This window comes from Ruegeria sp. H3 (assembly GCF_056533095.1).
This window is the reverse complement of record NZ_JBQFOD010000017.1, coordinates 53,672-78,100: the sequence shown is the minus strand read 5'-3', so window position 1 is coordinate 78,100 and position 24,429 is coordinate 53,672. Positions and strand designations below refer to the sequence as shown.

The window sequence follows — 24,429 nt, the reverse complement described above, 5'->3', positions numbered from 1 at the left end:
AGCATTGATCAGTGTCTCGCGCGCGGCGGCACCTGCCTGACGGTATTGCATCCATGAGTTTGCAATCGCAGTAGAACCCCCAGTCCCCTGGAACGGGCCGAACAGAAGATTGTTGTAAACCTGCGGGTCAGAGGGGGCGAATTCGTATTCGATCTGGTCCATCGTCACGCCAAGCTCTTCGGCAATGATGGTTGGCAGACCGGTTGCCGGGCCCTGACCCATCTCAAAATGCTTGACGATTGCGGTCACGGTGCCATCCGCATCAATTTTCACAAACGGATTGAGCTGGGCGCTGTCCGAGGATGCCGCAGCAAGTGCGCCATCGGGGCGGGCACCGACAATCAAAACGGCGCTGGCTGCTGCTGCGCCTTTCAAAAATCCACGGCGGGAGGTGTTGATGGTCATGATCAGGCCTCCAGAATCTCAGATGCGCGCTGAACACCAGCGCGGATGCGTTGATAGGTGGCGCAGCGGCAGGCATTGCCCCACATGTATTCGTCGATTTCTTCAGCACTGGGTTTTGGGTTTTCAGACAAAAGACCCACAGCTGACATCACTTGACCGGATTGGCAGTATCCGCATTGCACCACATCCAGCTCGACCCAAGCTTGTTGCACGGCCGCGCCGATTTTGTCGTCGCCGATCGCTTCGATGGTGGTGATCTCGGCATCCTCCAGATCTTCGATATAGGTCTGGCACGACCGGACAGGCTCGCCGTTGACGTGAACAGTGCAAGCGCCGCATGAGGCAACGCCGCAACCGAATTTGGTTCCGGTCAGCTTGAGCTCATCCCGGATCACCCACAGCAGGGGGGTGCCGGGTTCGGCGTCAACCGTGTGGGTCTCGCCGTTCAGTTTTAGTGAAAGGGCCATGGGGGTCGTCTCCTGTTGGCTGTTACCTGAATCGGTAAACTGGCGCGTTTACATGTGGCACAGGAAATGCGCCCTGTAAACTGATAAGTTTACGTAGTGTTTGACCTGCGCAGGTCAATGGGTCTATAGCTCTGCCATGAACGAATGCAGCGCGCCGAATGCGTCAAAATACGCGCAGATCATCGACGCAGCCGTAGCCGAATTCCTTGAAAAGGGATTTGCCGCGTCCAGTATGGATCGCATCTCGGCCCGGGCTGAAGTTTCCAAGCGGACGCTTTATAAGTATTTCGAAAGCAAGGAAAATCTCTTTCGGTCCATCGTTGTGGAGCTGTCGAGCAGGTTCGCAGAAGTGGTTGAGATCAAGTACGATTCGGACCGGGATATACGCGAACAGATGACCGAGCTCGCCTGGGCCGAGGGGCGTATTCTTATGCTCCCGGAGGTCATTGCCATGTCGCGTATGGTGATAAGCGAAACATTGCGCAATCCGGCACTTGCGGCCGAGGCGCAGGGCAAGCTGGACAAGACAGCTGCCTTTGTCGACATGCTGAAAGGCGCGGCGCAGGATGGCAAACTGAACATTGATGACCCTGAACAGGCGGGCAAGGAGTTCATCGGCCTGATCAAGGCGCGTGCGTTCTGGCCCTTGCTGTTCAGTGGTTCGGTGCTAAGCGAGGCCGAGATGGCGGAGACAATTGAGAACAGCGTCGAGATGATGATCAGCCGATATGGGCTTCCTAGCTAAGGGCCTTCTGAGGCGGTTAGATGTCCGATGGCAATCCGGATAAATACAGGTTAGACCCGGCGGGCCGTGCGCATGCTCGTATTTCCAATGCCAGGCCTACAGAGTTAGACGGGAGTTTTGCTGTGACAGGCAAGGCAACAAGTGCAGCGCGATTGTCTGTTGCGCCGATGATGGATTGGACCGATCGTCACTGCCGGTATTTTCATCGGCTGCTCAGTCGTGAGACCTTGTTGTACACAGAAATGGTGACTGCGCCTGCTCTGGTACGGGGTGGGGCGTTGCATCTGCTCGACCATAACCCCGAAGAGCATCCGGTGGCCCTGCAACTTGGCGGTTCTGACCCCGAGGAGCTGACACAGGCGGCGCGGCTTGGGGCAGATGCGGGCTATGATGAGATCAATCTGAACTGCGGCTGCCCCTCAGACCGAGTGCAATCCGGAACCTTTGGTGCGGTCTTGATGAAAGAACCGGGCCGTGTGGCCGAATGCGTTTCGGCGATGCGGGCATCGGTCGATGTTGACGTGACGGTCAAGTGCCGGATCGGGGTCGATGATCAACAGCCTCAAGAGGTTCTGCCAGATTTCCTGACCCAAATCCGCAGGGCAGGATGTATGCGGGTGACGATCCACGCCCGAAAAGCTTGGTTGCAGGGGCTCAGCCCAAAGGAGAACCGGGATATCCCTCCGCTTGATTATGATCTGGTGCATCAGATGAAGGCGGACTTCCCGGATATGCATATCTCGATCAATGGCGGGATCACGTCGCTGGATCAGGCACAGGCGCATCTTGAGGCTGGTCTAGATGGCGTCATGATCGGGCGCGCAGCCTACCACCAGCCTACCGATATTCTGGCTCAGGCGGATATGCGGATCTATCAGTCCGGCGTGGCTGTGGATCCAATTGCAGTTGTTCAGGACATGGTGCCATATGTCGAACGCCACCTTGCCAATGGGGGACGTTTGCACCAGATCACCCGGCATATGCTTGGCCTTTTCGCTGCCCGCCCGGGGGCTCGGGCGTGGCGACGGGCCTTGTCCGAAGGGGCGGTGCATGAAAGCGCTGGGCCCGAGGTGATGCTGCGGGCTTTGGAGCACGTTGCGCCCTTGGCCGAGGTTTAGAAGGAAATCACCGGCGCTGCCGGTTCTTGGGGGAAATATGCCCGATACCATGTTGCTGGCGCAGATGCTGGGTCTTTTGCTTGTGATCGGAGCGTTTGCGGGCGTTCTGGCCGGGCTGTTAGGGGTGGGTGGCGGCATCGTGTTGGTGCCGGCGTTCTTCTATGCCTTCCAAACATTGGGATATGGCGGACCACAGTTGATGCAGCTGTGTCTTGCCACGTCTTTGGCGACGATAATCGTCACTTCTGTCCGTTCGGTCCTGGCCCATAACAAAAAAGGCGCGGTGGATTGGGATATCCTGCGCGGTTGGGGGCCGGGGATCGTTGTGGGGGCGGTTTTCGGCGTTCTGATCGCGTCGGCCCTACGAACCGAGGCGCTGCAGGCACTGTTTGGGGTCTTGGGCATGGTGATCGGTGCCTATATGGGGTTGGGAAAATCCGATTGGCGGTTGGGCGATGCGATGCCCAAGGGGATCAAACGTGCGGCTCTTTCCCCCTCGGTTGGGTTTCTGTCCGTCCTGATGGGGATCGGAGGGGGCAGTTTTGGTGTCCCCCTTATGAGCCTCTACAACACGCCCATCCACAGGGCCGTTGCGACGGCAGCCGGGTTTGGCGTGATCATAGCTGTACCATCCGTTCTTGGGTTTCTGTTTCTGGGAATCGCGCCGGAACATCGCCCGCCCTTGACCATCGGCGCAGTGAACCTTGTCGCTTTCGGCGTCGTCGTGGCGATGACTATGATCACCGCGCCCTGGGGGGTAAAGCTGGCCCACGCGATGGACCCGAAGCCGCTTAAGCGTGTATTTGCAGTGTTTCTGACGCTGGTGGCGCTGAACATGTTGCGCAAGGCGCTGGGATGGTAGGTGATTTCTGGTCGCGTGGATGGGTGAAATTTCCCTATGACCCGGTGCTGGCGGATTGGGTCGAACACGCCCTACCGGCCGCGCAGCAGTCGGTGCGCGATCCAGCTTTTGCAGAATGGCTGGATTGCGAAGGCACATGGTTTGTTGGTGTTGATGCGCTACCGAATGATACTGAGGGTCGCGTTGGGAACTCAGCGCCACTGGCGGGCAAGGCCGCCACTTTCTTGCAGGATCACTTTGGCCAGTTGCCATTACATCGAGGTCAGGTCTCGGTCATCCATCCCGGATACCCGCGCGCCCGACGGGGCGAAAGCGAGGCTGCCGCGCGGTATAGGTGCAATCGGGATGCCGCCCATGTGGATGGATTGCGTCCCATGGGGCCGGATCGCCGACGCCGGATTGACGAACCTCATGCGTGGATATTGGGCATCCCGTTGACCGAGGCCAGCGATGAGGCCGCACCATTGGTTGTTTGGGACCAAAGTCACAAGGCAATGGGCGCAGCCTTTCGCGACGCGCTGGCGGACCACGCGGGCGATGTTTTGCACACGGTTGATATCACCGATATCTATCAGGCCACACGCCGCACTGTATTTGAAACCTGCACCCGGATCACTCTGCCTGCCAAACCGGGTGAGGCCTATGTGTTGCACCGCCACTGCCTGCATGGGGTTGCCCCATGGGGTGATGGGGCCTCGGCCGCGCCAGATGGACGGATGATCGCCTATTTCCGCCCCGAATATCCGGGGGGAGTGGCCGAATGGATCGAATCCCCATAACCTTCGATCATTGTTTTGAGTGGAGGTTTTGAACCATGATTACGGTTCACACGAATTCAGACGGTGCGTTGATAGAAGTCGAACTGTCAGGTGAAGTCACCAGCGCAGACTATTCCGAAACACTGGTTCCCGCGATCGAAGCTGCCTTGGTCGAGCATGAAGCGATTAGATTGCTGGTCATCGTTCAGCCCGAGTTCAAAGGCTATGATCTGGGGGCCGCCTGGTCCGATACCAAGCTGGGGCTCAGCCACTGGCGTGGGTTTGACCGGATCGCGGTTGTTGCCGATCAGGGTTGGGTGCAAACCAGTATCCGACTGGCCGCCCCGATCCTACCCTGTCCGACGCAGGTGTTCGAGATGGCAGAACTGGAAGCTGCACGGCGATGGATGCGTGAGTCTCTGGGATCGATCCATGTCACCGATTTGGGCGGACCCTGTGTTCAGATCAGCCTGTTGGGCAAGCTGGACCCAGACGAATACAGCAAAGCCGAGGAAGCACTGGACGTTGCTCTGCAAGGGCGCGAGAGCTTTCGGCTGCTGATTGACCTGCGCGAGTTTGACGGCTGGCAAGGGCTGTCGGCACTGGCTGCACATTTCCGCCTGGCCCGAAATCACATCCGCCTGCTGGATCGCGCGGCCATCGTTGGTGACGCAGCATGGCAGCATATCGCACAGCGCGTGGCCCGTCATATCCTGGGTGTTCGCACACAGTTTTTCCCCTCGGTCGAAGTGGAAAACGCCAAATCCTGGCTGGCTGCTGGCTGAAATCTGCTCAAATTCGATTCGAACACCGACATTGGAGTGCGCTTATTGGCGCGTTTAGTGCCGATAGGCGTCGTTTGTGACGTAAGGGAATTTGTGGGTATTTGTTGGAAATTTCAGTTTTATGCTCAAAAACGATCAAAATTTGAGAGTTTTCCCCGTAAAATTGAGGATCGGACTGGATACCTCGGCGCTGTCGCCGCGGGTTGCCACTCACGCCGGAAACGTTCTTGAGCACGACCCCTCTCAGCTCGAACGCTGCCCGCGGCGGCACTGATTATTTAAGTCACTAAAGGATGCTCGAAATGACGTTCAGGACTGTCTTAAATAAAATCTTTTCCGCCCGCGGCGTTGTTCAGACTTTGCCCGGTGATCTGGCTGAGGTTCATGAGCTCACGACCCCAGATCAACTCAAAACCAGCCAATCCGAGATCGCGGGTCTATTTGCCGAGGAATTGCGTGGCTGCCATCCAATTCACGATGCAGCACGTACAAAACTGCCAGAGCATCACGACACAGCGAACTGACGGGTTACAACCCGTTCAGACGCGCGGCCCGACCGCCCCGACGTTTCGCAAGACGTGGCTTTCGGTTGGGCAGGTCTTCCATGACTTCCGCGCGCTCTGTGCTGTCCATCTTGGACCAGCGGGTGATCTCATCAATCGTGCGGTAACAGCCGGTGCAAATCCGCTCAGTCGGGTGAACGACACAGATCTGGATACAGGGGCTTTCCACCTCGTTCCGTTTCCAAACCATGTTTGTCATGAGCGGTCTCCGACCCGTTACAAAAAGCGCAACCTGTCGAGCGCTCCTTGAAGGATATAACCCGCTGCGACATGATCAATAACCTGTCCGCGACGTTTTCGTGTCGTATCCGCCTCTAACAGTGCCTTTTCTGCCGCAACTGTGCTGAGGCGTTCATCCCAGAACCCGATGGGGCATGCGGTTAGACGCGACAGGTTGCGGGCAAAGGCGCGGGTCGACTGGCACCTGGGCCCTTCGGTTCCGTCCATGTTTTTGGGCAGGCCCAGAATGATGCCACCGATCTCACGGTCGGCGATCAACTCAAGCAATCGGGCGGAATCGAGGGTGAACTTTTTGCGGCGCACGGTTTCAAGCGGGCTGGCCACGCCGCGCGTCCGGTCTGACACGGCAACACCGATCGTCTTTTCGCCAAGATCCAGACCCATCAGCGCCGTCATCGGTACCAGAGTGGCGGCAAACTCTTCGAACGTATCATGGATCATTGGGCAATACCCGCCTGCAGCGCCGCGGCGTCGATCAGTTGCAAGGCGGCGGTGTTGCCAGCAAATACGTCCACGGCTTCGTCGCGGATATCGATGGCGCGTTGGGCTTGTCCCAGAACGCCGAGTGCTGCGATCAGGCGCGCCCATTCTTCGGGGGTTCCGCCCTCGGTCGCCAAACGATCCGACAGTTGGTTCACCATGCCTTGAATCATTTCTTGCCGTTCTTCTGGCGTCATATCGGCAGCAGCAGCCACATCCTCCTGGCTGGGACCAGATTGTCCCGGTACAGGGGCAGTTTCGGGGGCATTGAAGACACCTGCGCGCCAGGCAAGGTCATCCAATTGGGTCCGGATCGCCTCGGCCCATGGCGCGCCCGCAGGGGCATCGCGCAAGGTTTCGATCCAGACGCGATACGCGATGTCCGGGCGACCGATCTGTGCCAGCATCTGACCAGAGTAGTATCGCGCGGGGCCGTGGTTCGGATCGCGATCCAGGGCGTGCGAAAGGGCCTGTTCGGCCTCGGGTGAGACATAGCCATTCGCTGCCAAAATCATCATTTCAGCAAGATCCGCATAAGCGTCAGCTGTTGCCGCGTCGCCTGACAGTTCAATCACCCGTTGCTGCGCTGCATACCCCGCGCGAAAATTCTCGGCATTTGTTTCATGTTGCGCCAGCAGCATCTGCCCTTGCAGATCGTCAGGGCGCGCTGCAACTGTTTCACGTAACTGACCGAGAAGGCTGGCATAACTTTCATCCAACTGCCTTGGCGGAGGCGCAGGCGTCATTTCTTCGACGATGGCTTGCGAGGGCCGGTTCTCGCGGACGTCTTCCGCCAGTTCGATCCGCGCCTGAAGCGGCATATCCGGCAAACCTACGGCACCTAGACGTTGATACATAAACGCCGCACCGCCGACGAGTATCAGTGCCAGCCCGCCAATCACAATCAAGGACACGACCCGCGAAGGGCCGACCTCGGAAGTCTTTTTGTTCATCTGGGCATCTGCCGCCAGAATACGGCGAGAGATTTCGGTGCGCACCCTCTCGGCGTCTGCCTCGCCGATCACGCCGCGGGCCAGATCGCGGTCAACGCCCACCAGTTGTTCCCGGTAGACACGAAGGTCATAGGCTGCGGCGGGCTCTGCATCGCGGCGACCACGGAGCAAGCTGTAGCTTAGAAAGGCTGCAATCAGCAGCGCGATGGACAGTATCAGAACCCAGAACGTCATGGCTCCTCCGAAGTAGCTGATCTGACTTAGACCTGCCAGTCGTTTGACAAAAGGGACAAATGGCCGCGAATGGACGACATGTCGCAATAGTGCGATATTGCGGCGTTGTGCGGCAGAGATATTCTGCGGCTTCAAGGCATATCTGCGCCCAATCACCGAACCGGATGGATTCGCATATGAAACACTATTCAGCCTTTGCTGTTGCGCGCGAAGCGTTGCGCTATCACACAGGATGGGAACGCGCGTGGCGATCCCCTGAACCCAAGAAACGTTATGACGTGATTATCGTTGGTGCGGGGGGGCATGGTCTGGCGACGGCCTACTATCTGGGCAAGAACTACGGCATCCAGAATATCGCGATCATCGAAAAGGGTTGGCTGGGCGGTGGTAACACCGGTCGGAACACGACCATCATCCGGTCGAACTACCTGCAGGATCCGTCGGCTGCTTTGTATGAGAAAGCGCGCAGCCTGTACGAGGATCTGAGTCAGGACCTGAACTACAATGTCATGTTCAGCCCGCGCGGCGTGATGATGCTGGCGCAGACCCAGCATGAAATTCGGGGTTACCAGCGCACGGCGCATGCGAATGCCCTGCAAGGGGTCAAAACCGAATGGATCGGGCCTGAGCGGGTCAAGCAGCTGGTGCCGATTATCAATATCGATGGCCCGCGCTATCCGGTTCTGGGGGCGCTGTGGCAGGAACGTGGTGGTACCGCGCGCCACGATGCGGTTGCCTGGGGCTATGCGCGTGCTTGCTCGGCCATGGGCATGGACATCATCCAAAAATGCGAGGTCACCGGGGTTCGGTCGGAAAACGGCCGCGTCGTTGGCGTTGATACCACCAAAGGTGTAATTGACTGTGACAAGCTGGGCATCGTCGTCGCCGGGCATTCCGGTCAGCTGGCCGAGATGGCGGGTTTCCGTCTGCCGTTGGAAGCGGTGGCGTTGCAGGCGCTGGTGTCCGAGCCGATCAAGCCTTGCATGGATGTGGTCGTGATGGCCAACACCGTGCATGGCTATATGAGTCAGTCTGACAAAGGTGAAATGGTCATCGGCGGCGGCACTGACGGGTTCAACAACTACACCCAACGCGGCAGTTTCCACCATATCGAAGAAACCGTGCGCGCGCTGATCGAAACCTTCCCGATGATCTCACGTCTGAAAATGCTGCGTCAGTGGGGTGGTATCGTGGACATGACCGGCGACCGTTCGCCCATTCTGTCAACCACGCCGCTGGGCAATTGCTTTATCAACTGCGGTTGGGGCACTGGCGGCTTCAAGGCCATTCCCGGCTCGGGTTGGGGCATGGCGCAGCTGATGGCCACAGGTCATTCGCCGCTGACCGAAGCTTTCACGATGGACCGCTTCAAAGAGGGCCGCTTTATCGACGAAAGCGTCGCCGCCGGAGTGGCGCACTGATGCGTTCACAGTTCACCGAAATCCTGATGTCTCACCTCTGCGTCTTCAAGGAGATCGCATCATGCTGACACTCAAATGCCCATTCACCGGCGCCATGCTGGATGAAACCGAACTCCATTGTGGTGGCGAGGCGCATCGTAAGCGTTTCGGCCCAGGTTCTTCGGATGAAGAGTTCGAAAGCTACATGTTCACCCGTGAAAACGCGCGTGGTGTGCATTTCGAACTTTGGCTGCATGCTTATGGCATTGGTAAATGGTTCATTGCGGCCCGCGATACGGACACGCTTGAGGTCTACGGAACTTATCCGGCGCAGACCACTGAACCGCCGCAAGAGGTCAAGGACGCCATCACAGCCAAACGCCCCGGATGGTCGTGGAGAGAGTTCTCCTGATGCATCACCTGTTCAAAAATACTCCCGCCGGAAGTCCTGACGCTTCCACCTGCGAAAGGTCCGCACAATGAGCACCCGTCTCGCAAAACAAGGCCGGCTGATTGACCGGTCGAAAAAGGTTACCTTTTCCTTCAACGGCACCTCTATGCAGGGCTTTGAGGGCGATACGCTGGCCTCGGCCCTGCTGGCCAATGACCAGATGATGGTGGGCCGGTCATTCAAGTACCACCGCCCGCGCGGTATGGTCGCCAGCGGCGCGGAAGAACCGAACGCATTGGTCGGTCTGGGGCAGGGCAACCGGTTCGAGCCGAACCAGCGCGCCACCACGACCGAGCTGTTCAACGGGTTGACCGCAACCTCGCAGAACCACTGGCCGAACCTGGAATTCGACATTGGTGCGGTCAACACCGCTCTGGCACGGTTCCTGCCTGCCGGGTTCTACTACAAGACGTTCATCCATCCGAAACCGTTCTGGAAACACGTCTACGAGCCGTTCATTCGCCAATCTGCAGGTCTGGGCAAAGCGCCCGACAAGGACAGCCGCGATGCGGATACTTATGAGCATTTCTACGCCTTCACCGATGTGTTGGTGATCGGCGGTGGTGTCGCAGGCCTGCAAGCGGCCAAAGTGGCGGCTGCGTCTGGCGCCAAAGTCATGCTGATCGAGCAGACAGCCCATTGGGGTGGTCGTGCTCCGGTTGATGGCGGTTCGATCAATGGTGAGTCTGTGGATAAGTTCGTGGAACAATTGGTTTCCGAACTCGAAACGATGGACAACGTTACCATGCGCACCCGCTGTATGGGCGCGGGGGTTTACGACCATGGTTATGTGCTGGGCTATGAACGTCTGACTGATCACAAACCCGGCACCCAGGGCCCGCGCCATCGCCTGTGGCGCATCCGCGCCAAGCAGGTAGTGACTGCGACGGGTGCGATTGAACGCCCCTTGTCCTTTGCGGGCAACGACGTGCCGGGTGTGATGCTGGCCTCGGCCATGCGCGATTACGTTGTGAACTGGGGCGTGGCCCCAGGCCAGCGTGTGATCGTGGCCACCAACAATGACGATGCATATCGCACTGCGATTATCCTGAAACAGGCCGGAGTTGACGTATTACGTGTGGTCGATGCCCGCGCCGCGGCAGGTCCGCTGGCCGAAGAGGCGCGCCAGTTGGGTATTCGAGTGGATCCCGGCAAGGCGATTGCCAAGGTCAAAGGCGGCAAGCGTGTCAAGAAAGTCGCCATCTGCAATCAAGAAGGCATCGGCGGCGCTCGCGAAGAGGTCGAGGCCGATGCGGTCGCCGTGTCCGGTGGCTGGTCCCCGGTTGTGCACATGTGGTCGCATTGCGGCGGCAAGCTGATCTGGGATGAGGCAAATGCCCATTTCCGCCCCGATCCCGCGCGCCCTCCGCGCGGAGCCGATGGTGAAGGTTTCGTTTTGGCCGCAGGTAGCTCGAACGGGCCGCTTGCACTGGGCGATGTTCTGACCGACGCGGATGCAGCGGGCAAAGCGGCGGCGAAAGCGGCCGGGCACAAACCCAAACGCACCAAGGCTCCGGCAGGTGAAACCACCGCCGAGGCGCCATTGGAACCGGTCTGGCTGATGCCAGCCAATGCAGAAATCCAACTGCGCGCCAAGTCATGGCTGGATTTCCAGAACGATGTCAAAGTCTCGGACGTTCAATTGGCCGCGCGCGAAGGCTATGAAAGCGTCGAACACACCAAGCGCTACACCACGCTGGGCATGGCGACCGATCAGGGTAAGCTGAGCAATATCAACGGTCTGGCGATCCTTGCTGATGCGCTGGATTCGGAGATTCCGAAGGTCGGCACCACCACTTTCCGCCCGCCTTACACGCCTATCTCGCTGGCCTCGATTGGTGGTGAAGCGCGTGGAGAGATTTTCCAGCCGATCCGTCAAACGCCGATGCACAATTGGCACGACAAGAACGGTGCCGATTGGGAGCCTGTCGGCCACTGGCGCCGGACCTATGCCTATGTGCGCCCCGGTGAATCCGTACATGACGCAGTGAACCGTGAGGTGAAGAACACCCGCGAGAACCTCGGCCTGCTGGACGCCTCGACGCTGGGCAAGCTGATCGTCAAAGGCCCGGATGCAGGCAAGTTCCTGGACATGATGTATACCAACATGATGTCCACGTTGAAGATCGGTAAATGCCGCTATGGCCTGATGTGTTCGGAAAACGGCTTCCTGATCGACGACGGCGTTGTCGCGCGGATCGATGAGGATACATGGCTGTGCCACACCACCACTGGCGGCGCCGAGCGTATCCATGGTCATATGGAAGAATGGCTGCAGACCGAATGGTGGGACTGGAAAGTCTATGTCGCTAACGTGACCGAGCAATACGCTCAGGTCGCCGTGGTTGGCCCCAATGCCCGCAAGGTTTTGGAAAAGCTGGGCGGCATGGATGTCAGCAAAGAGGCGCTGCCCTTTATGGAATGGCGCGATGGCAAGATCGGTGACTTCGACTGCCGTGCTTATCGCATCTCGTTCTCGGGTGAGCTGTCTTATGAGATCGCCGTGCCTGCGTCGCAGGGTCAGGCGTTCTGGGATGCGCTGATGGAGGCAGGCAAAGAATTCGGCGTCATGCCTTACGGCACCGAGTGTCTACACATCTTGCGGGCCGAGAAGGGCTTTATCATGATCGGGGATGAGACCGACGGCACTGTGATCCCGCAAGATCTGGGGCTGCATTGGGCTCTGTCCAAGAAGAAAGAAGACTACCTTGGCAAACGCGCTCATTCGCGCAGCCACATGGCCGACCCGGACCGCTGGAAACTGGTCGGGCTGGAGACTGTGGATGGTTCCGTCATCCCAGATGGCGCCTATGGGGTGGGCGAGGGCGTCAACGCCAACGGTCAGCGCAATATGATCGGGCGTGTCACCTCGACCTACTACTCGGCCAATCTGGGCAAAGGCATCGCCATGGGTCTGATCAAGCATGGGCCTGATCGGATGGGAGAGATTGTCGAGTTCCCGGGTACCGATGGCAAAACCTACAAAGCCAAGATCGTAGACACGATCTTCTATGACAAAGACGGGGAGAAGCAGAATGTCTGAACCCATCAGCGCCCTGAATCATGCAAGCTATGACGGCATCGCTAAGATCGAGGAATGCGGACTGCAGGGCATGATCACCCTGCGCGGCAACCAATCCGACAAGGTGCTGGCCAAAGCGATCAAAGATGCCACCGGGCAAAAAGTGCCCGGTCAGCACGAGGCATTGGTGAGTGGCGATACTGGCGTCTGCTGGATGTCCCCGGACGAGTTGCTGGTGCTGGTCCCATATGCTGAGGTCGAAGCCAAACTGGCCGCCATGACCAATGCGCTGGGCGGAACGCATGCCTTAGCTGTCAACGTCTCGGATGCCCGCGCGGTGTTTCGCGTGTCCGGCGCAACCGCACGCGAGGTGATGGGCAAGGTTGCCCCGGTCGATTTCTCGGGCGACGCGTTCCAACCCGGCCAAATCCGCCGCTCGCGTCTTGCACAGGTGGCAGGCGCATTCTGGATGGATAACGCCCACAGCTTCCGGGTGGTCTGCTTCCGCTCGGCGGCGGATTACGTGTTCAAACTGCTCAAGGTGGCGGCGCAGCCCGGCAGTGAGGTCGGGGTTTACTAAAGACCCGACGACTGACGTCAAAAATAGGCTCCGGTTTCTGCCGGAGTCTTTTGCGTTCTGACTTTGAAAATAACAGCCTAGCGCAGTCTGAGGCCCGAATGGCGCCCACTTCAATCATGCAATAGGATCGTTAGATAGCGGCTAAGTGCCGTGGGTTCCAACAGCGCCTGCGCCGTCACCGGCTGCCCGTTTTCGTCGCACAAATGCTTGTAGAACCTTAGGCTTTCTAGCAGGCTTTCCATACGCGAACGCCGGTCCGCTTCTTCCAAAAGTGGGGCATGCAGGGACAGAAACAAAGCGGGGCGTTTCTGTTTCAACCAGTCCAGAAGCGCGGGCAGGACAAAGAACTCGGCCCCTTCGATATCCATTTTCACCAGCGAGACCCGGCTTAAATCCTGGGTGGTCTGGAACTGATCCCATGCGATTGTCAAAGCATCCGTTCCATGCGCCGCGTCATGCAAAAGGGAACTGGTGGAATCGCCCGGCTCTCCTCGGGTTGAGGCCATGCGAGCCACTCCGAACTGATCCGATAGAGCGACCCCAAAGGCCGAGACATTGCGGATATCGTTCAGGTCCAGGTTCCAGGCAAGATGACGAAAGGCGGTCGGATCGGGTTCAAAACAATACACATGGCGGGCCTTGCGCGTTCCATAGAGGACTGTCGGCCCGATCCACGCACCGATATCCAGATAGTCGTATTCCGGGGACAGGAACTGATCGAGAACGGCGAAGGTCTCAGGCTCCCAATCTCCGGCCGAGGCTTTGCGCCAGAATTTTGAATGATAGGGGTCCAGGCGGAACGGCTCTCCGTTCAGGGTGCCGGCATAGTATCCGCGGGCGCGGTAGAACATCTTGCGCGCCTGTGTCAGCATCGCGGACCTTTCGGTTTTATTGTCGCGGCCCTTGACCTGCGGCGCTTGCCAAAGCATTTAACCTTTGGAAACCGCAACATTCATTTCAACAGGGGGCCGACATGGCTTTTGAACTTCCTGATCTTCCTTATGCACATGACGCGCTGGCAGCCAAGGGTATGTCCGCTGAAACACTGGAATTTCACCACGACCTGCACCACAAGGCCTATGTCGATAACGGCAACAAGCTGATCGCGGGCACTGAGTGGGACGGCAAGTCGCTGGAAGAGATCATCGTCGGCACCTATGATGCCAATGCCGTGGCGCAGAACGGTATCTTCAACAACATCAGCCAGCAGTGGAACCACAACCAGTTCTGGGAGATGATGGGCCCCGATGGCAACGCGATGCCCGGTGAGCTGGAAAAAGCACTGACCGAGAGCTTTGGCTCGGTCGATGAGTTCAAGTCGCAGTTCAGCGCGGCGGGTGCCGGTCAGTTCGGCTCGGGCTGGGCGTGGCTGGTGAAAAACGCAGACGGCTCGCTGGCCGTGACCAAAACCGAGAACGGCGTGAACCCGCTGTGCTTTGGTCAGACCGCGCTGCTGGGCTGTGACGTGTGGGAGCACAGCTACTACATCGATTTCCGCAACAAACGTCCGGTTTACCTGTCGAACTTCCTCGACAATCTGGTGAACTGGGAAAACGTTGCATCGCGCATGTAATGTCTGATCCGATTACGGGTCTTTAAGGGCCTGCCGGCGGAGACGCTGGCAGGCCTTTTTGCTGCGAACAACCGTTCATAAGCGAAGTTTCATGCTGAGACGGGATTGAATGCGGCCCTGCAGTGCTTACCTAATGTGAAGCGGACCGGGAGAGCCGCAAACCACATACCAACAGACAGGCAAAGCGTCGGATGCGTCCGGCAACGTGGGAACCAACCCCGCCTGATTGACGAGGGATGCGTCTAAAAACGTCATAACAGGAGATCTCGATGGTCGCACTTTCACAGGGAACTTGGGTCATTGTCGCAGATGGAGAGAAGGCATTGTTCATGGAAAACATAACTGATGCCGAAGACCCCAATCTGGTTGTTGTTTCAGTCGAAGAAACAGACATGCCAGCTGCACAACCTTCTGACCGGGCGGGGCGGCGCAATGATGGCGGACCGAACCAGAAGTCAGCCTTGAATGATCCGTCTTGGAAGGCCCATGCCAAGTCTCTATTTGTGCAGGAATTGGCAACTTTGCTGAACCGCAAGGGGCTGAAGGGTGCCTATAAGCGCCTTGTTCTGGTCGCAAGCCCGCATGTTCTGGGATTGCTGCGCCGGCGTTTGCACAGTGAGGTGCTGGCCAAAGTTGTGGCTGAGGTCGATAAGACGCTAACGAACCACCCGCTCCACAAGGTCGAACAGGTTTTAAGGCAGCGTCTTAAGCCCACACACCGTTTAGCTTAACCCTGTTTGGGCGGCACATGCCGCCCAGCCGTACCGCACGCGGTTAGATATTTGTGCGCAAGGCTGCTATTGCCGCATCGGCGCTGTCGACCCAGGTGACAAACGCAGCGAGCGACTGTTCGGCAAAACCCTGATCAACGACATGATCCAGCAATGTTTTTAAAGCGTCCCAATACCCATCTACATTCACCACAACAATAGGCTTGTCGTGCAAGCCCAACTGCCGCCATGTGAGTGCTTCGAACAGCTCGTCCAGCGATCCGGGGCCACCGGGCAGAACAACCACCGCGTCAGCGTTCATGATCATGACTTTCTTGCGCTCGTGCATTGTTTCGGTGATCACGAAATGGGTCAGGTCGGTCTTGCCGACCTCGCGTTGAACCAGATGAACAGGTATGACTCCAAATGTCTCTCCGCCTGCAGTTTGAGCTGCGCGCGCAACCTCTCCCATCAGACCGACATCACCCGCGCCATAGACCAGCCGCCAGCCCTCGCGTGCCAACAGAGTCCCAAGCGATTTGGCCGCGCTGGCATAGGCTTTGTTAGCGCCATCGCGTGACCCGCAATACACACAGACAGACTTGTGAGACATGAATTTGACGCTCCGGGGTTGTGTCAGAGGTTTTGACCCGTGATAGCGGGATTGATAAATTGGCTCAACTGTCCGCCTGAACACATTCAGAAACCATGTGTTTGTGCCGCGGGGTGAAAGGAAAACAATGGACGCCAAGTCGGGAAACGGAAGTTCGGGCAACTTCGTATGGGGAGTCGTTGCCGCAATAGTCGCTCTGTTGGGCTTGGGCGGGGCGTACCTGTCTGGTGCATTTGACAGCGCGCCAGACCAAGCGGATGCGCCTCACGAACAAACTGCAGCTGCGCCTGCGCCCGAAGCATCAGAGCCGAGCGCACAGGCGGCGGACACCGAGACAGACGCTCCAGCCGACGCGGAACCCGACACTGTGGCAAAGGTCGATGCGGATGCTGACGCGGATGAACCCGCTCAGGAGGTGACGGAAGCACCTCAGATCACCGCTCCGGTTTTGGATCAGATCTTCGTCGAAAAAGATGGCAATGCGTTGCTGTCGGGTGAAGCTGCGCCCGGGAGTGAGATTCGGGTTTTGCTGGATGGCGAAGCTGTGCACAGCTTTACGGTCGACAATACCGGACAGTTTGCCGAGTTTGTTTCGATCCCGTTCAGTGAGGTTGCGCGGGGATTGGTGTTGGAAACGTCTGATGGTGCGGTGACTGCCCAATCCGATGACTACCTGATTGCGGCCCTGCCGAAACCTGTTGAAGAAGAGCAGGTCGCCAGCGCCGATCCTGCGATAACACCCGAGGATAATGAGGCCGACACTGCGGCCCCGTCTGATGCCTCTGACACCACAGACGCTCGGGAACAGCCCCAGCAGCCTGCGGATACTGAGGTTGCTGAGGCTCCGGCGGAAAGCGTTTCACAGGCTGAAGCCACATCAGATGATCAGCAAGTGGCCGTGCTGCGCTCGGGCGAAGAAGGGGTCGAACTGGTTCAATCTCCATCGACGGAGCCGACAGAGCCCGAGCAAGTGGAACTGGATACGATCGGCTATTCGGATACGGGCGACGTTCAGTTGACGGGCCGGGTCACCGAAGGCTCAGCTGTGCGCCTCTATCTGAACAACCGTCTGGTTGCGGATGTTACGCCAGAGGCAGGTGGCAATTGGAGAGGTGAGTTGCAGGGGATTGAACCCGGTGTTTACACCCTGCGCGTTGATGAGGTCGGCACCGATGGTACCGTTGTCAGTCGCCTTGAGACGCCGTTCAAGCGTGAGCCTGTCGAGGTTCTGCAAGCGGCAGACACCGCGTCAACCGCGGACGCCGCCGCTGAAACACCCCCTATACGCCAGGTCACGGTGCAAAAGGGGGATACGCTCTGGGCGATTTCACGCGAACGCTTTGGTGATGGTGTCCTGTATGTGCGCCTGTTCGATGCCAACCGCGATCTGATCCGTGATCCTGATCTGATCTATCCGGGGCAGATTTTCACGATCCCCGAATAAAAACTTCTGGCCCTTTGAGGGCCAGACGATATCTCTGACCGCAGATAAGGCACGTGATGAGACGGACGGCCCCAATGACTTCTGACGAAATGGCCGAGATCGACGAACGCCGCTCGGGCTGGCGAACGATCCGCAAAGTGACACCGTATTTGTGGCCCGAGGATGAGCCTTGGGTAAAACGCCGGGTGGTGATTGCGATGGGCATGCTGGTGCTGGCCAAGCTGATCGCTGTCTACACGCCGATTCTGTACAAAGGGGCGGTCGATGCATTGGCCGGCGAAGGGGTGCCGCCCGTGGCGCTGGGCGCAGTCGGGTTGACAGTTGCCTACGGTGTCGCGCGTATGATGACAGTGGGCTTTCAGCAGCTACGGGATGCAGCCTTTGCACCAGTGGGTCAGAAGGCCCTGCGCGCGCTGGCGCTAGAGACCTTCCAGCATATCCATCAGCTATCGATGCGTTATCACGTCTCCCGCCGTACCGGCGGGCTTAGCCGGATTATCGAGCGTGGCGTAAAAGGGGTCGATTTTCTACTGCGGTTCTTGCTGTTCTCAATCGGGCCGCTGATTCTGGAATTGCTGTTGGTCGCCATCATCCTGATGTGGCTGTTTGATGTCTGGTATCTGGTTGTCGTCGCCGTGACGATCGCCCTTTACATCTGGTTCACCTTTGCGGTTACCGAATGGCGCGTGAAGCTGCGGCGCGAGATGAATGACCAGGATACCGAAGCGAACCAACGCGCCATCGACAGCCTGTTGAACTTCGAAACAGTCAAGTACTTCAACGCCGAAACGCGTGAGGCTGAGCGGTACGATGTTTCGATGAAAGCCTATGCCGGAGCGGCGTTGAAAACAGCCTATTCATTGGCATTTCTGAATTTCGGTCAGTCCTTCCTGATCACTTGTGGTCTGATCGGCGTTATGGTGCTGGCTGCTATCGGGGTGCAAAGCGGCTCACTTACCGTGGGCGATTTTGTGATGGTGAATGCTTACATGATCCAGATCACCGTTCCACTGAACTTTCTGGGCACAGTGTACCGCGAAATCCGGCAGTCCTTGGTTGATATGGGGCAGATGTTTGATCTGTTGGAACAGCCTGCCGAGGTTGAAGACAAGCCAACTGCGCCGGACCTTCAGGTCAACGGGGGTGAGGTTACCCTAAAGGATGTGCGTTTCGGCTATGAGGCCGAGCGCGAAATCCTCAAAGGTGTGTCTTTGACCGTTCCAGCCGGGCAGACTGTGGCCATTGTGGGTGCGACCGGATCGGGGAAATCGACCATCGGGCGTTTGCTGTTTCGCTTTTATGACGTCACCGGCGGATCGCTGAAGATTGATGGCCAGGATGTGCGCGATGTGACGCAGGACAGCCTGCATGCCTCTATCGGTGTGGTGCCGCAGGATACTGTCCTGTTCAATGACACCATCCGTTACAACATCGCTTATGGTCGGGATGGCGCGACGCAGGCGGATGTAGAAGAGGCCGCACGCGCAGCGCAGATACATGAGTTTATCACCTCTTTGCCTGAGGGGTACGATACCAAGGTTGGTGAGCGCGGGTTGAAGCTGTCCGGCGGTGAGAAGCAACGCGTTGGCATCGCCCGGACGCTACTCAAGAACCCACCTATTCTGCTGCTGGACGAGGCGACCTCGGCGCTGGACACTGACACCGAGCAGGAGATCAAGGATGCCCTGGCCCGCGCAGGTGAGGGGCGTACGGTGATCACCATTGCCCATAGGCTGAGCACGATTGCTGAGGCGGATCAGATCGTGGTTCTGGAAAGCGGCGAGATTATCGAACAAGGCACGCATGATGCATTGTTGGCGCAAGAGGGGCGTTATGCGCAGCTTTGGAGCCGCCAGCAATCAGATACTCAGGCAGCTTGAACTGATTTTTTTCAGTAGTTGTTCGAGGTGAAAAAAGGGCCGTTTGATCCGGCCCTTTTTTAATTTACTCCGCAGCTTTCAATGGTGCACCGGGTGGTGCGTCTGGCGTTTTGTCCGCTGCTGCGGGTGGATCTGTCCAAACAAGCTCGGTCGCTTGCATCGCCCGCGCGCTGCGCCCGATGGCCATATCCTGCGCGATCTGGCTAGAGCGGCCTGCGGTGACGCGTGCCAGCAACCTGCCGAACCAGATCGCGTAGGTTGTCACCCAAACGCGCAGAGCCAGCATCGAGGGCGTGACAATCAACGTCAGAACCGTTGCGATGCCCAACCCGAAGACCACGGCAGTTGCCAGCTGCTTCCACCACAATGCGGTCGGGCTGTCGATTGTGTAGCCGCCATTGATGAAGTCCAGAGACAGGCCAAACATCATCGGCGTCAGGCCCGCCATGGTGGTTAGGGTAGTCAGCAGAACCGGGCGAATCCGGGCTTCGGCTGTGCGGACAATCGCATCAATACGCGGCATATAGCGGCTGTATTCCTGATAGGTATCGATCAAAACAATGTTGTTGTTCACCACAATCCCCGCCAGCGCCACGATCCCGGTGCCGGTCATGATGATCGAGAAGGGTTGCTCCATCACCAGCATTCCGATCAACACCCCGGTGGTGGACAGGACCACGGCCAGTAGAACCAGGATCGAGTTGTAGAAGCTGTTGAACTGCGCCAGCAGGATCACGAACATCAAGCCCAACGCACCGGCAAAGGCATTCATCAGGAAGGCCCCGGACTCGGCCTGATCCTCCTGATCGCCGGTCCATTCCCAGCTGATCGCGGGGTCGAAGGGGCTGGCGTCCAGCCACTCGGTCAGAACAGCGATCCGCTCGTTCGGGTTGATCAGGCTGGTCCGCGCATCACCATCGTCGATGGCTGTGCGCAGCTCGGCAATCGAAGCTGCACCCGTCAGCATCACCAGATCGAACCGCTTGCCATCCGGCATGGTCAGGGTTGATGTGGTAGGCTCTGTGCCGTCCTCAAGCGCGCGGACCACGGCCAGACGCTGTTCGGTGCCGTCACTGCCGTTCACAAACAGTTTGCTCAGGCCCGGTTCAACATCCGCTTTGACATCGTAGTAGCGCTCCTGATCAATGCGGTTGATCTCGGCCAGTTTGGGCACCGGTTGGCGCGTGACAAAGTTCGACAAGGGCACCAAACCGTCCGGCGTGCGGACTTTCAAGGTATCCAGCGTTGAAAGCACCCGATCTTCCTCGGGCAGGCGAACCCGGATTTCGATTTCCTCATCCGTGCTGTCCGGGCGCATCTCACCCAGCAGGATGCCACGTGTGACCAGTTGAACCATCGCACCAACGGTCGCCACATCGGCGCCGAAACGGCCCGCTTTGGCAACGTCCACATCAATCTGCCAGTCGATGCCGGGCAGGGGCAGGGTGTCTTCAACCTTGATCAGGCCGGGTGTCGTATCGAACTGTGCACGTGCGGCGTTGGTGGCTGCGGTCAAGCTGTCCCAATTGTCACCCTTGATCCGCAGATGCACGGGCTTGGCAGAGGCGGGGCCTTGTTCTAGCGCCGCTATTTCGACAACAAACCCCGGCAGTTCGGCCAGTTGAGCCCCCAGTTCTTCCAGGACAAAGTCGCCGTCATACTCGGGGGCGACGGAATGGCGGTCAAACAGGCCACCCAGAATGGGTTCGTGCACATTGGGACGGTCTTCCCATGGGATGATCTCGAACTGGACGCGACCAACCGTATCTGCCGGGGCTTCGGCCCCTCCATTGTTCTGATTCAGACCGCCTTCGCCCGCGAATGAGAACACGTTGATAACCGCTGGATGCGCGGCAATAACCTGTTCTGCTGCCAGCACCATGGCGTCTTTTTCATCGAGTGAGAGGTTCCCGCGGGCGCGCACATAGGCGGTGGCCTGTTCCGGCTCGCTTTCGACGAAAAATTCAACACCGCGATTGTTTTCCCCGAAATATGTAACAACCGAAATAACGGCAAACCCTACAGCGACGATTGAAACGATTGGCATGATTGGATTGCCGACCAGAAACTTGATCGCATATCCGAACGGCGTGTGCTCTTTCGCGGTGTGAACGGTGGTATCTGGCGCGCGTTCGATTTTGGCGGCGCCCAGGGTTACCGACCCGGCAAATGCGCCGAAGATCATCAGCACAGCGCCCGCAAATGATCCACCAACCGGTAGCAAATATCCCGGATTCAGGACCTGCATCGCACCCAGGAAAACAAGGTAGAACGACGGTGCCACCAATACGGCACGCAACCACCATGGGGTGCGTGCGCGCAACCAGTTCGACGAACGGTCGAAGACACGGCTCAGCCGTCCGGACACGCCGCCCATGACCGGCAGGTAGATCAGCGCAACGATGAGCGAAGCGGACAGAACAAAGATCAGGGTAACCGGAAGCATCCCCATGAACTCACCCGGAATACCGGGCCAGAACAGCATTGGCAGGAATGCGCAAAGTGTAGTGGCGGTTGACGAGACGATAGGCCAGAACATACGCTGCGCAGCCTGCACATAGGCATGCATCGGCCCAACGCCCTCCTTGATGCGCTTGTCCGCGAATTCGACAACCACGATTGCGCCGTCCACCAGCATACCCACGGCCAGGATCAAACCGAACATCACGATGTTCGAGATACTCACTCCCATGACCGCGAGAAATGCGAAACACAGCAGGAACGACGTAGGGATCGCAAAGCCTACCAGCAAAGCTGCGCGCGAACCTAGCGAAGCCAGAACAACGATCATCACCAGCGCAATCGCCGTCAGAACCGAGCCTTCCAACTGGCTGACCATCGAACCGACAATGCGGCTTTGGTCGTTTGATGTGCCCACATCGACAGCCGCCTGCAGTTCAGGCGGCCATTTACTTTGCGCTTCGGCCACTGTGGTTTTGACCTGCTCAACCGTGTCGATCAGGTTGAAACCTTTGCGTTTGACTACCTGCAAAGCAACGGTTGGTACATTGTCGAAACGGGCCGTACCTTCGCGATCTTCAAAGGTATAATTGATCTCGGCCAACTCGCCCAAGGTGACAACCCGGTCGCCATTGACCTTGATCGGAAGGCCATACACGTCGCTTGGGGTTTTAAATGACGATGGGATTTTGACCGAGAATGTGCCCTGTGCAGTATCAACTTCACCGGCTGCGATCAGCTGGTTGTTGTTGCGAACAACATCAATCAACTCAGCTGCGGTGACGTTATAGGCTTCGAGCCTTAGCGGATCGATGATGACTTCCAGCAGCTCGTCCCGATTGCCGGCGATCCCGGCCTCGAGCACTGAATCCAGTGCCTCCAGCTCGTCCTGCAGGTCTTTGGCGACGCGCGCCATCGTGCGTTCCGGCACAGCGCCGGTCAGGTTGACGATCACGATCGGGAATTCGGAAAAGTTTATCTCGAACAGCGAGTATTGTTCGGCCCCTTCCGGGAACTCGGCCTGCGCACTGTTCATGGCATCGCGTACATCTGCCATGATCGCGGTCTTGTCCCATCCGAAATCAAATTCGAGCGCGATACCGGCATAGTCTTCGGCAGCCGTGGCGGTCATTTCTTTCAGACCGTCAAGATCAGCGAGTTCCGTCTCCATTGGCTTGACCAGCAGGTTTTCGGAATCCTCGGCGGAAATGCCTGGAAACTGGACCGACACAAACAGGGCCGGGATTTCAATATCCGGCTCGCCTTCTTTGGGCAGATTCACATAGGCAAACCCGCCTATGACCAGCGAGATGGCGATAAAGGCCAGAACCATTCGGGCCCGATCAGCGGCCCATGCGACAACACCTGTCATTGCGACACTTCCTGATAGGTTGGGGCGACAGTGACACCCCGGATCACGAATTCCTGTCCGACAACGATAATATCAACGGTTTCTGCCAATCCGCCAACCCAAACGCCCTCGGCCGTGTCGCGCAGCACGCGGATGGGTGCAAAATCGACAATATTACCCGCTCCGACCGTCCGAACGCCCAATTGACCCTCGTTGTTCAGCGTCAATGCTGACTGAGGCAGCAAATGTGCCTTGGCCCCTTCGGCTGCAATGCGAATCGTGGCGGTTTGTCCATCACGGATGGTCAGGTCCGCGTTGGGCACGGTGATTTCCACCTCGAAGGTGCGGGTGGTTTCATCCGCTGAACGGCTGAGGAATGTCACGCGGCCTTCAACCTGTCGACCCGTGACCAGTTGTGCAGATGCTTCAGCACCGACTTGTACGCGATTGACCTCGGTCTCGGGTACAAATCCAACCAACTTGATCGGGTCCAGCTGAATTACCGTGGCACAAAGAGAGCCAGGCTGCATCAAGCTGCCCAATTCTGCCGTGTCGCTTTCCAGCAGACCTCGGAACGGGGCGTTTATGGTCAGGCGGTTGATCTCACGCTGAGCGGCTTCGACCTCTGCCGCGGCTGCCTCGATACCCGCGCGGGTGGCTTCTAACCCCGCTTCGGCGGATTTGATACCGGCTTCGGCGGTACTCATCGCAGCTTCGCTGGAAATACGACGGGTCTCTGATCCGAACCCGGTTTCTGACAACTTCTGAGCTGCCGTCAGGTTGATTTGCGCTTCGGCAACAAGGGCGTGCGCCTCTTCCAGCCGTGCCTCGGATTCGGGTACACGACTTTCCGCTTCCAGCTTCCCGGCCATTGCCTCGGCCAGGCTGGCGGGACGGCTGCCGGGATCTAGTTCGCACAGCAGATCGCCGCTTTCGACAAAGGCGCCGCGCCGCTTGGGTTCTGACACAACGGTCGATGTGGTTTCTGCCAGCACTTCAACCTGACGGTTCGCTTGTGTTTCGCCGCGCAACAGAACGGCGCTGTCGATCTCGCGCGCTTGTGAGCGAATAGCCACCACGCGCACCGCGTCTTCGGCTGCGGCGTCCGGGATTTCACCCTCAGCGGCGGCAGGCGCATCCGCGTCGTCGCGCCCGGCAAATGCAAACAGCGAGTCGCGCTCAAAAACCAGAAAATACAAAGCAACAATCACCAGAATGGCGTTGATGAATGAAATCAACCGCATAAAGTGGTACTCCCAGAGTTCCGTATCAGAAAATATCTGACATTCATGCCTGTAGATGGGGTTCGGCATGTGGATTTTCTACGCTGAACTG

The 24,429-nt window shown here is 58.1% G+C and carries 23 protein-coding genes; 14 read left to right on the top strand and 9 right to left on the bottom strand.

Annotation, left to right across the window (positions count from 1 at the left end):
- Positions 1–405 (bottom strand): molybdopterin cofactor-binding domain-containing protein (locus tag ACR0JE_RS17265; RefSeq protein ID WP_480865052.1); only part of this gene is annotated, 405 nt, incomplete at its 3' end.
- Between the two features lie 2 nt (positions 406–407).
- Complete coding sequence (locus tag ACR0JE_RS17260; protein WP_480546671.1) at positions 408–872, bottom strand: (2Fe-2S)-binding protein; 465 nt, start codon at positions 870–872, stop codon at positions 408–410.
- A gap of 136 nt (positions 873–1,008) precedes the next feature.
- Here ACR0JE_RS17260 and ACR0JE_RS17255 point away from each other — a divergent pair, with 136 nt between their 5' ends.
- The 6 genes from ACR0JE_RS17255 to ACR0JE_RS17230 all read left to right on the top strand — a co-directional run bounded on the left by ACR0JE_RS17255 (position 1,009) and on the right by ACR0JE_RS17230 (position 5,664).
- Positions 1,009–1,617 carry a TetR/AcrR family transcriptional regulator gene (locus tag ACR0JE_RS17255; RefSeq protein WP_480542291.1) on the top strand — a complete coding sequence of 203 codons (609 nt, stop codon included), beginning with the start codon at positions 1,009–1,011 and terminating at the stop codon, positions 1,615–1,617.
- Positions 1,618–1,637: 20 nt separating this feature from the next.
- Positions 1,638–2,735 carry a tRNA dihydrouridine(20/20a) synthase DusA gene (gene dusA / locus ACR0JE_RS17250; protein WP_480865051.1) on the top strand — a complete coding sequence of 366 codons (1,098 nt, stop codon included), beginning with the start codon at positions 1,638–1,640 and terminating at the stop codon, positions 2,733–2,735.
- 37 nt (positions 2,736–2,772) lie between these two features.
- Positions 2,773–3,597 carry a sulfite exporter TauE/SafE family protein gene (locus ACR0JE_RS17245; RefSeq protein ID WP_480865050.1) on the top strand — a complete coding sequence of 275 codons (825 nt, stop codon included), beginning with the start codon at positions 2,773–2,775 and terminating at the stop codon, positions 3,595–3,597.
- Positions 3,591–4,376, top strand: a complete 786-nt coding sequence (locus ACR0JE_RS17240) for a hypothetical protein (RefSeq protein WP_480865049.1) — start codon at positions 3,591–3,593, stop codon at positions 4,374–4,376. The genes ACR0JE_RS17245 and ACR0JE_RS17240 overlap by 7 nt, the downstream gene beginning before the upstream one ends.
- Positions 4,377–4,411: 35 nt before the next feature.
- Complete coding sequence (locus tag ACR0JE_RS17235; protein ID WP_480865048.1) at positions 4,412–5,140, top strand: SpoIIAA family protein; 729 nt, start codon at positions 4,412–4,414, stop codon at positions 5,138–5,140.
- A 302-nt stretch (positions 5,141–5,442) separates the two neighbouring features.
- Positions 5,443–5,664 (top strand): hypothetical protein, encoded by a 222-nt coding sequence (locus tag ACR0JE_RS17230; protein ID WP_480865047.1) that lies wholly within the window; start codon positions 5,443–5,445, stop codon positions 5,662–5,664.
- A 4-nt stretch (positions 5,665–5,668) separates the two neighbouring features.
- Here the strand turns inward: ACR0JE_RS17230 and ACR0JE_RS17225 are convergent, their stop codons facing one another.
- From ACR0JE_RS17225 to ccmI, 3 genes are read right to left on the bottom strand one after another with little or no spacing between them, the layout of a single operon-like run.
- A complete protein-coding gene (locus tag ACR0JE_RS17225; protein ID WP_353006321.1) occupies positions 5,669–5,902 on the bottom strand; it encodes a DUF1289 domain-containing protein in 234 nt (77 codons plus the stop codon).
- Positions 5,903–5,919: 17 nt separating this feature from the next.
- Positions 5,920–6,384, bottom strand: coding sequence for a Holliday junction resolvase RuvX (gene ruvX / locus ACR0JE_RS17220; protein ID WP_480865046.1), 465 nt, complete (start codon positions 6,382–6,384; stop codon positions 5,920–5,922).
- On the bottom strand, positions 6,381–7,610 hold the full coding sequence (ccmI, locus tag ACR0JE_RS17215) for a c-type cytochrome biogenesis protein CcmI (RefSeq protein WP_480865045.1): 1,230 nt from the start codon (positions 7,608–7,610) through the stop codon (positions 6,381–6,383). Before ccmI ends, ruvX begins: the two co-directional genes overlap by 4 nt.
- A gap of 176 nt (positions 7,611–7,786) precedes the next feature.
- Between ccmI and ACR0JE_RS17210 the strand changes: the two genes are divergently transcribed.
- From ACR0JE_RS17210 to ACR0JE_RS17195, 4 genes are all read left to right on the top strand, one after another.
- The gene (locus ACR0JE_RS17210; RefSeq protein ID WP_480865044.1) at positions 7,787–9,031 is read left to right on the top strand and encodes a sarcosine oxidase subunit beta family protein; all 1,245 of its coding nucleotides are present in this window, start codon (positions 7,787–7,789) and stop codon (positions 9,029–9,031) included.
- A 61-nt stretch (positions 9,032–9,092) separates the two neighbouring features.
- Positions 9,093–9,422 carry a sarcosine oxidase subunit delta gene (locus ACR0JE_RS17205; protein ID WP_480546689.1) on the top strand — a complete coding sequence of 110 codons (330 nt, stop codon included), beginning with the start codon at positions 9,093–9,095 and terminating at the stop codon, positions 9,420–9,422.
- A gap of 67 nt (positions 9,423–9,489) precedes the next feature.
- The gene (locus tag ACR0JE_RS17200) at positions 9,490–12,504 is read left to right on the top strand and encodes a sarcosine oxidase subunit alpha family protein (RefSeq protein ID WP_480865043.1); all 3,015 of its coding nucleotides are present in this window, start codon (positions 9,490–9,492) and stop codon (positions 12,502–12,504) included.
- Positions 12,497–13,063 (top strand): sarcosine oxidase subunit gamma, encoded by a 567-nt coding sequence (locus tag ACR0JE_RS17195; RefSeq protein ID WP_480865042.1) that lies wholly within the window; start codon positions 12,497–12,499, stop codon positions 13,061–13,063. The genes ACR0JE_RS17200 and ACR0JE_RS17195 overlap by 8 nt, the downstream gene beginning before the upstream one ends.
- 110 nt (positions 13,064–13,173) lie before the next feature.
- On the opposite strand, the gene ACR0JE_RS17190 is transcribed toward ACR0JE_RS17195, so the two are convergent.
- Positions 13,174–13,992, bottom strand: a complete 819-nt coding sequence (locus tag ACR0JE_RS17190; protein ID WP_480865041.1) for an FkbM family methyltransferase — start codon at positions 13,990–13,992, stop codon at positions 13,174–13,176.
- A 44-nt stretch (positions 13,993–14,036) separates the two neighbouring features.
- On the opposite strand from ACR0JE_RS17190, the gene ACR0JE_RS17185 reads away from it, so the two are divergent.
- Positions 14,037–14,636: a superoxide dismutase gene (locus ACR0JE_RS17185; RefSeq protein WP_480865040.1), complete on the top strand. Its 600-nt coding sequence runs from the start codon at positions 14,037–14,039 to the stop codon at positions 14,634–14,636.
- Between the two features lie 269 nt (positions 14,637–14,905).
- Positions 14,906–15,367, top strand: a complete 462-nt coding sequence (locus ACR0JE_RS17180) for a baeRF12 domain-containing protein (RefSeq protein ID WP_480542321.1) — start codon at positions 14,906–14,908, stop codon at positions 15,365–15,367.
- Between the two features lie 43 nt (positions 15,368–15,410).
- Here the strand turns inward: ACR0JE_RS17180 and ACR0JE_RS17175 are convergent, their stop codons facing one another.
- Complete coding sequence (locus tag ACR0JE_RS17175; RefSeq protein WP_480865039.1) at positions 15,411–15,959, bottom strand: LOG family protein; 549 nt, start codon at positions 15,957–15,959, stop codon at positions 15,411–15,413.
- Between the two features lie 127 nt (positions 15,960–16,086).
- Here ACR0JE_RS17175 and ACR0JE_RS17170 point away from each other — a divergent pair, with 127 nt between their 5' ends.
- Entirely contained in the window at positions 16,087–17,403 is a 1,317-nt protein-coding gene (locus ACR0JE_RS17170) for a LysM peptidoglycan-binding domain-containing protein (RefSeq protein WP_480865038.1), read from the top strand.
- A 74-nt stretch (positions 17,404–17,477) separates the two neighbouring features.
- A complete protein-coding gene (locus tag ACR0JE_RS17165; RefSeq protein WP_480865037.1) occupies positions 17,478–19,283 on the top strand; it encodes an ABCB family ABC transporter ATP-binding protein/permease in 1,806 nt (601 codons plus the stop codon).
- A 64-nt stretch (positions 19,284–19,347) separates the two neighbouring features.
- On the opposite strand, the gene ACR0JE_RS17160 is transcribed toward ACR0JE_RS17165, so the two are convergent.
- Together ACR0JE_RS17160 and ACR0JE_RS17155 are read right to left on the bottom strand one after the other, a co-directional pair.
- Positions 19,348–23,115, bottom strand: coding sequence for an efflux RND transporter permease subunit (locus tag ACR0JE_RS17160; RefSeq protein WP_480865036.1), 3,768 nt, complete (start codon positions 23,113–23,115; stop codon positions 19,348–19,350).
- Positions 23,112–24,338: an efflux RND transporter periplasmic adaptor subunit gene (locus ACR0JE_RS17155; protein WP_480865035.1), complete on the bottom strand. Its 1,227-nt coding sequence runs from the start codon at positions 24,336–24,338 to the stop codon at positions 23,112–23,114. Before ACR0JE_RS17155 ends, ACR0JE_RS17160 begins: the two co-directional genes overlap by 4 nt.
- Between the last annotated feature and the right edge of the window lie 91 nt (positions 24,339–24,429).

Coding starts and splice junctions, on each gene's coding strand:
- ACR0JE_RS17260 (WP_480546671.1), bottom strand. CDS start 872: ATGGCCCTTTCACTAAAACTGAACGGCGAGACCCACACGGTTGACGCC.
- ACR0JE_RS17255 (WP_480542291.1), top strand. CDS start 1,009: ATGAACGAATGCAGCGCGCCGAATGCGTCAAAATACGCGCAGATCATC.
- dusA (WP_480865051.1), top strand. CDS start 1,638: ATGTCCGATGGCAATCCGGATAAATACAGGTTAGACCCGGCGGGCCGT.
- ACR0JE_RS17245 (WP_480865050.1), top strand. CDS start 2,773: ATGCCCGATACCATGTTGCTGGCGCAGATGCTGGGTCTTTTGCTTGTG.
- ACR0JE_RS17240 (WP_480865049.1), top strand. CDS start 3,591: ATGGTAGGTGATTTCTGGTCGCGTGGATGGGTGAAATTTCCCTATGAC.
- ACR0JE_RS17235 (WP_480865048.1), top strand. CDS start 4,412: ATGATTACGGTTCACACGAATTCAGACGGTGCGTTGATAGAAGTCGAA.
- ACR0JE_RS17230 (WP_480865047.1), top strand. CDS start 5,443: ATGACGTTCAGGACTGTCTTAAATAAAATCTTTTCCGCCCGCGGCGTT.
- ACR0JE_RS17225 (WP_353006321.1), bottom strand. CDS start 5,902: ATGACAAACATGGTTTGGAAACGGAACGAGGTGGAAAGCCCCTGTATC.
- ruvX (WP_480865046.1), bottom strand. CDS start 6,384: ATGATCCATGATACGTTCGAAGAGTTTGCCGCCACTCTGGTACCGATG.
- ccmI (WP_480865045.1), bottom strand. CDS start 7,610: ATGACGTTCTGGGTTCTGATACTGTCCATCGCGCTGCTGATTGCAGCC.
- ACR0JE_RS17210 (WP_480865044.1), top strand. CDS start 7,787: ATGAAACACTATTCAGCCTTTGCTGTTGCGCGCGAAGCGTTGCGCTAT.
- ACR0JE_RS17205 (WP_480546689.1), top strand. CDS start 9,093: ATGCTGACACTCAAATGCCCATTCACCGGCGCCATGCTGGATGAAACC.
- ACR0JE_RS17200 (WP_480865043.1), top strand. CDS start 9,490: ATGAGCACCCGTCTCGCAAAACAAGGCCGGCTGATTGACCGGTCGAAA.
- ACR0JE_RS17195 (WP_480865042.1), top strand. CDS start 12,497: ATGTCTGAACCCATCAGCGCCCTGAATCATGCAAGCTATGACGGCATC.
- ACR0JE_RS17190 (WP_480865041.1), bottom strand. CDS start 13,992: ATGCTTTGGCAAGCGCCGCAGGTCAAGGGCCGCGACAATAAAACCGAA.
- ACR0JE_RS17185 (WP_480865040.1), top strand. CDS start 14,037: ATGGCTTTTGAACTTCCTGATCTTCCTTATGCACATGACGCGCTGGCA.
- ACR0JE_RS17180 (WP_480542321.1), top strand. CDS start 14,906: ATGGTCGCACTTTCACAGGGAACTTGGGTCATTGTCGCAGATGGAGAG.
- ACR0JE_RS17175 (WP_480865039.1), bottom strand. CDS start 15,959: ATGTCTCACAAGTCTGTCTGTGTGTATTGCGGGTCACGCGATGGCGCT.
- ACR0JE_RS17170 (WP_480865038.1), top strand. CDS start 16,087: ATGGACGCCAAGTCGGGAAACGGAAGTTCGGGCAACTTCGTATGGGGA.
- ACR0JE_RS17165 (WP_480865037.1), top strand. CDS start 17,478: ATGACTTCTGACGAAATGGCCGAGATCGACGAACGCCGCTCGGGCTGG.
- ACR0JE_RS17160 (WP_480865036.1), bottom strand. CDS start 23,115: ATGACAGGTGTTGTCGCATGGGCCGCTGATCGGGCCCGAATGGTTCTG.
- ACR0JE_RS17155 (WP_480865035.1), bottom strand. CDS start 24,338: ATGCGGTTGATTTCATTCATCAACGCCATTCTGGTGATTGTTGCTTTG.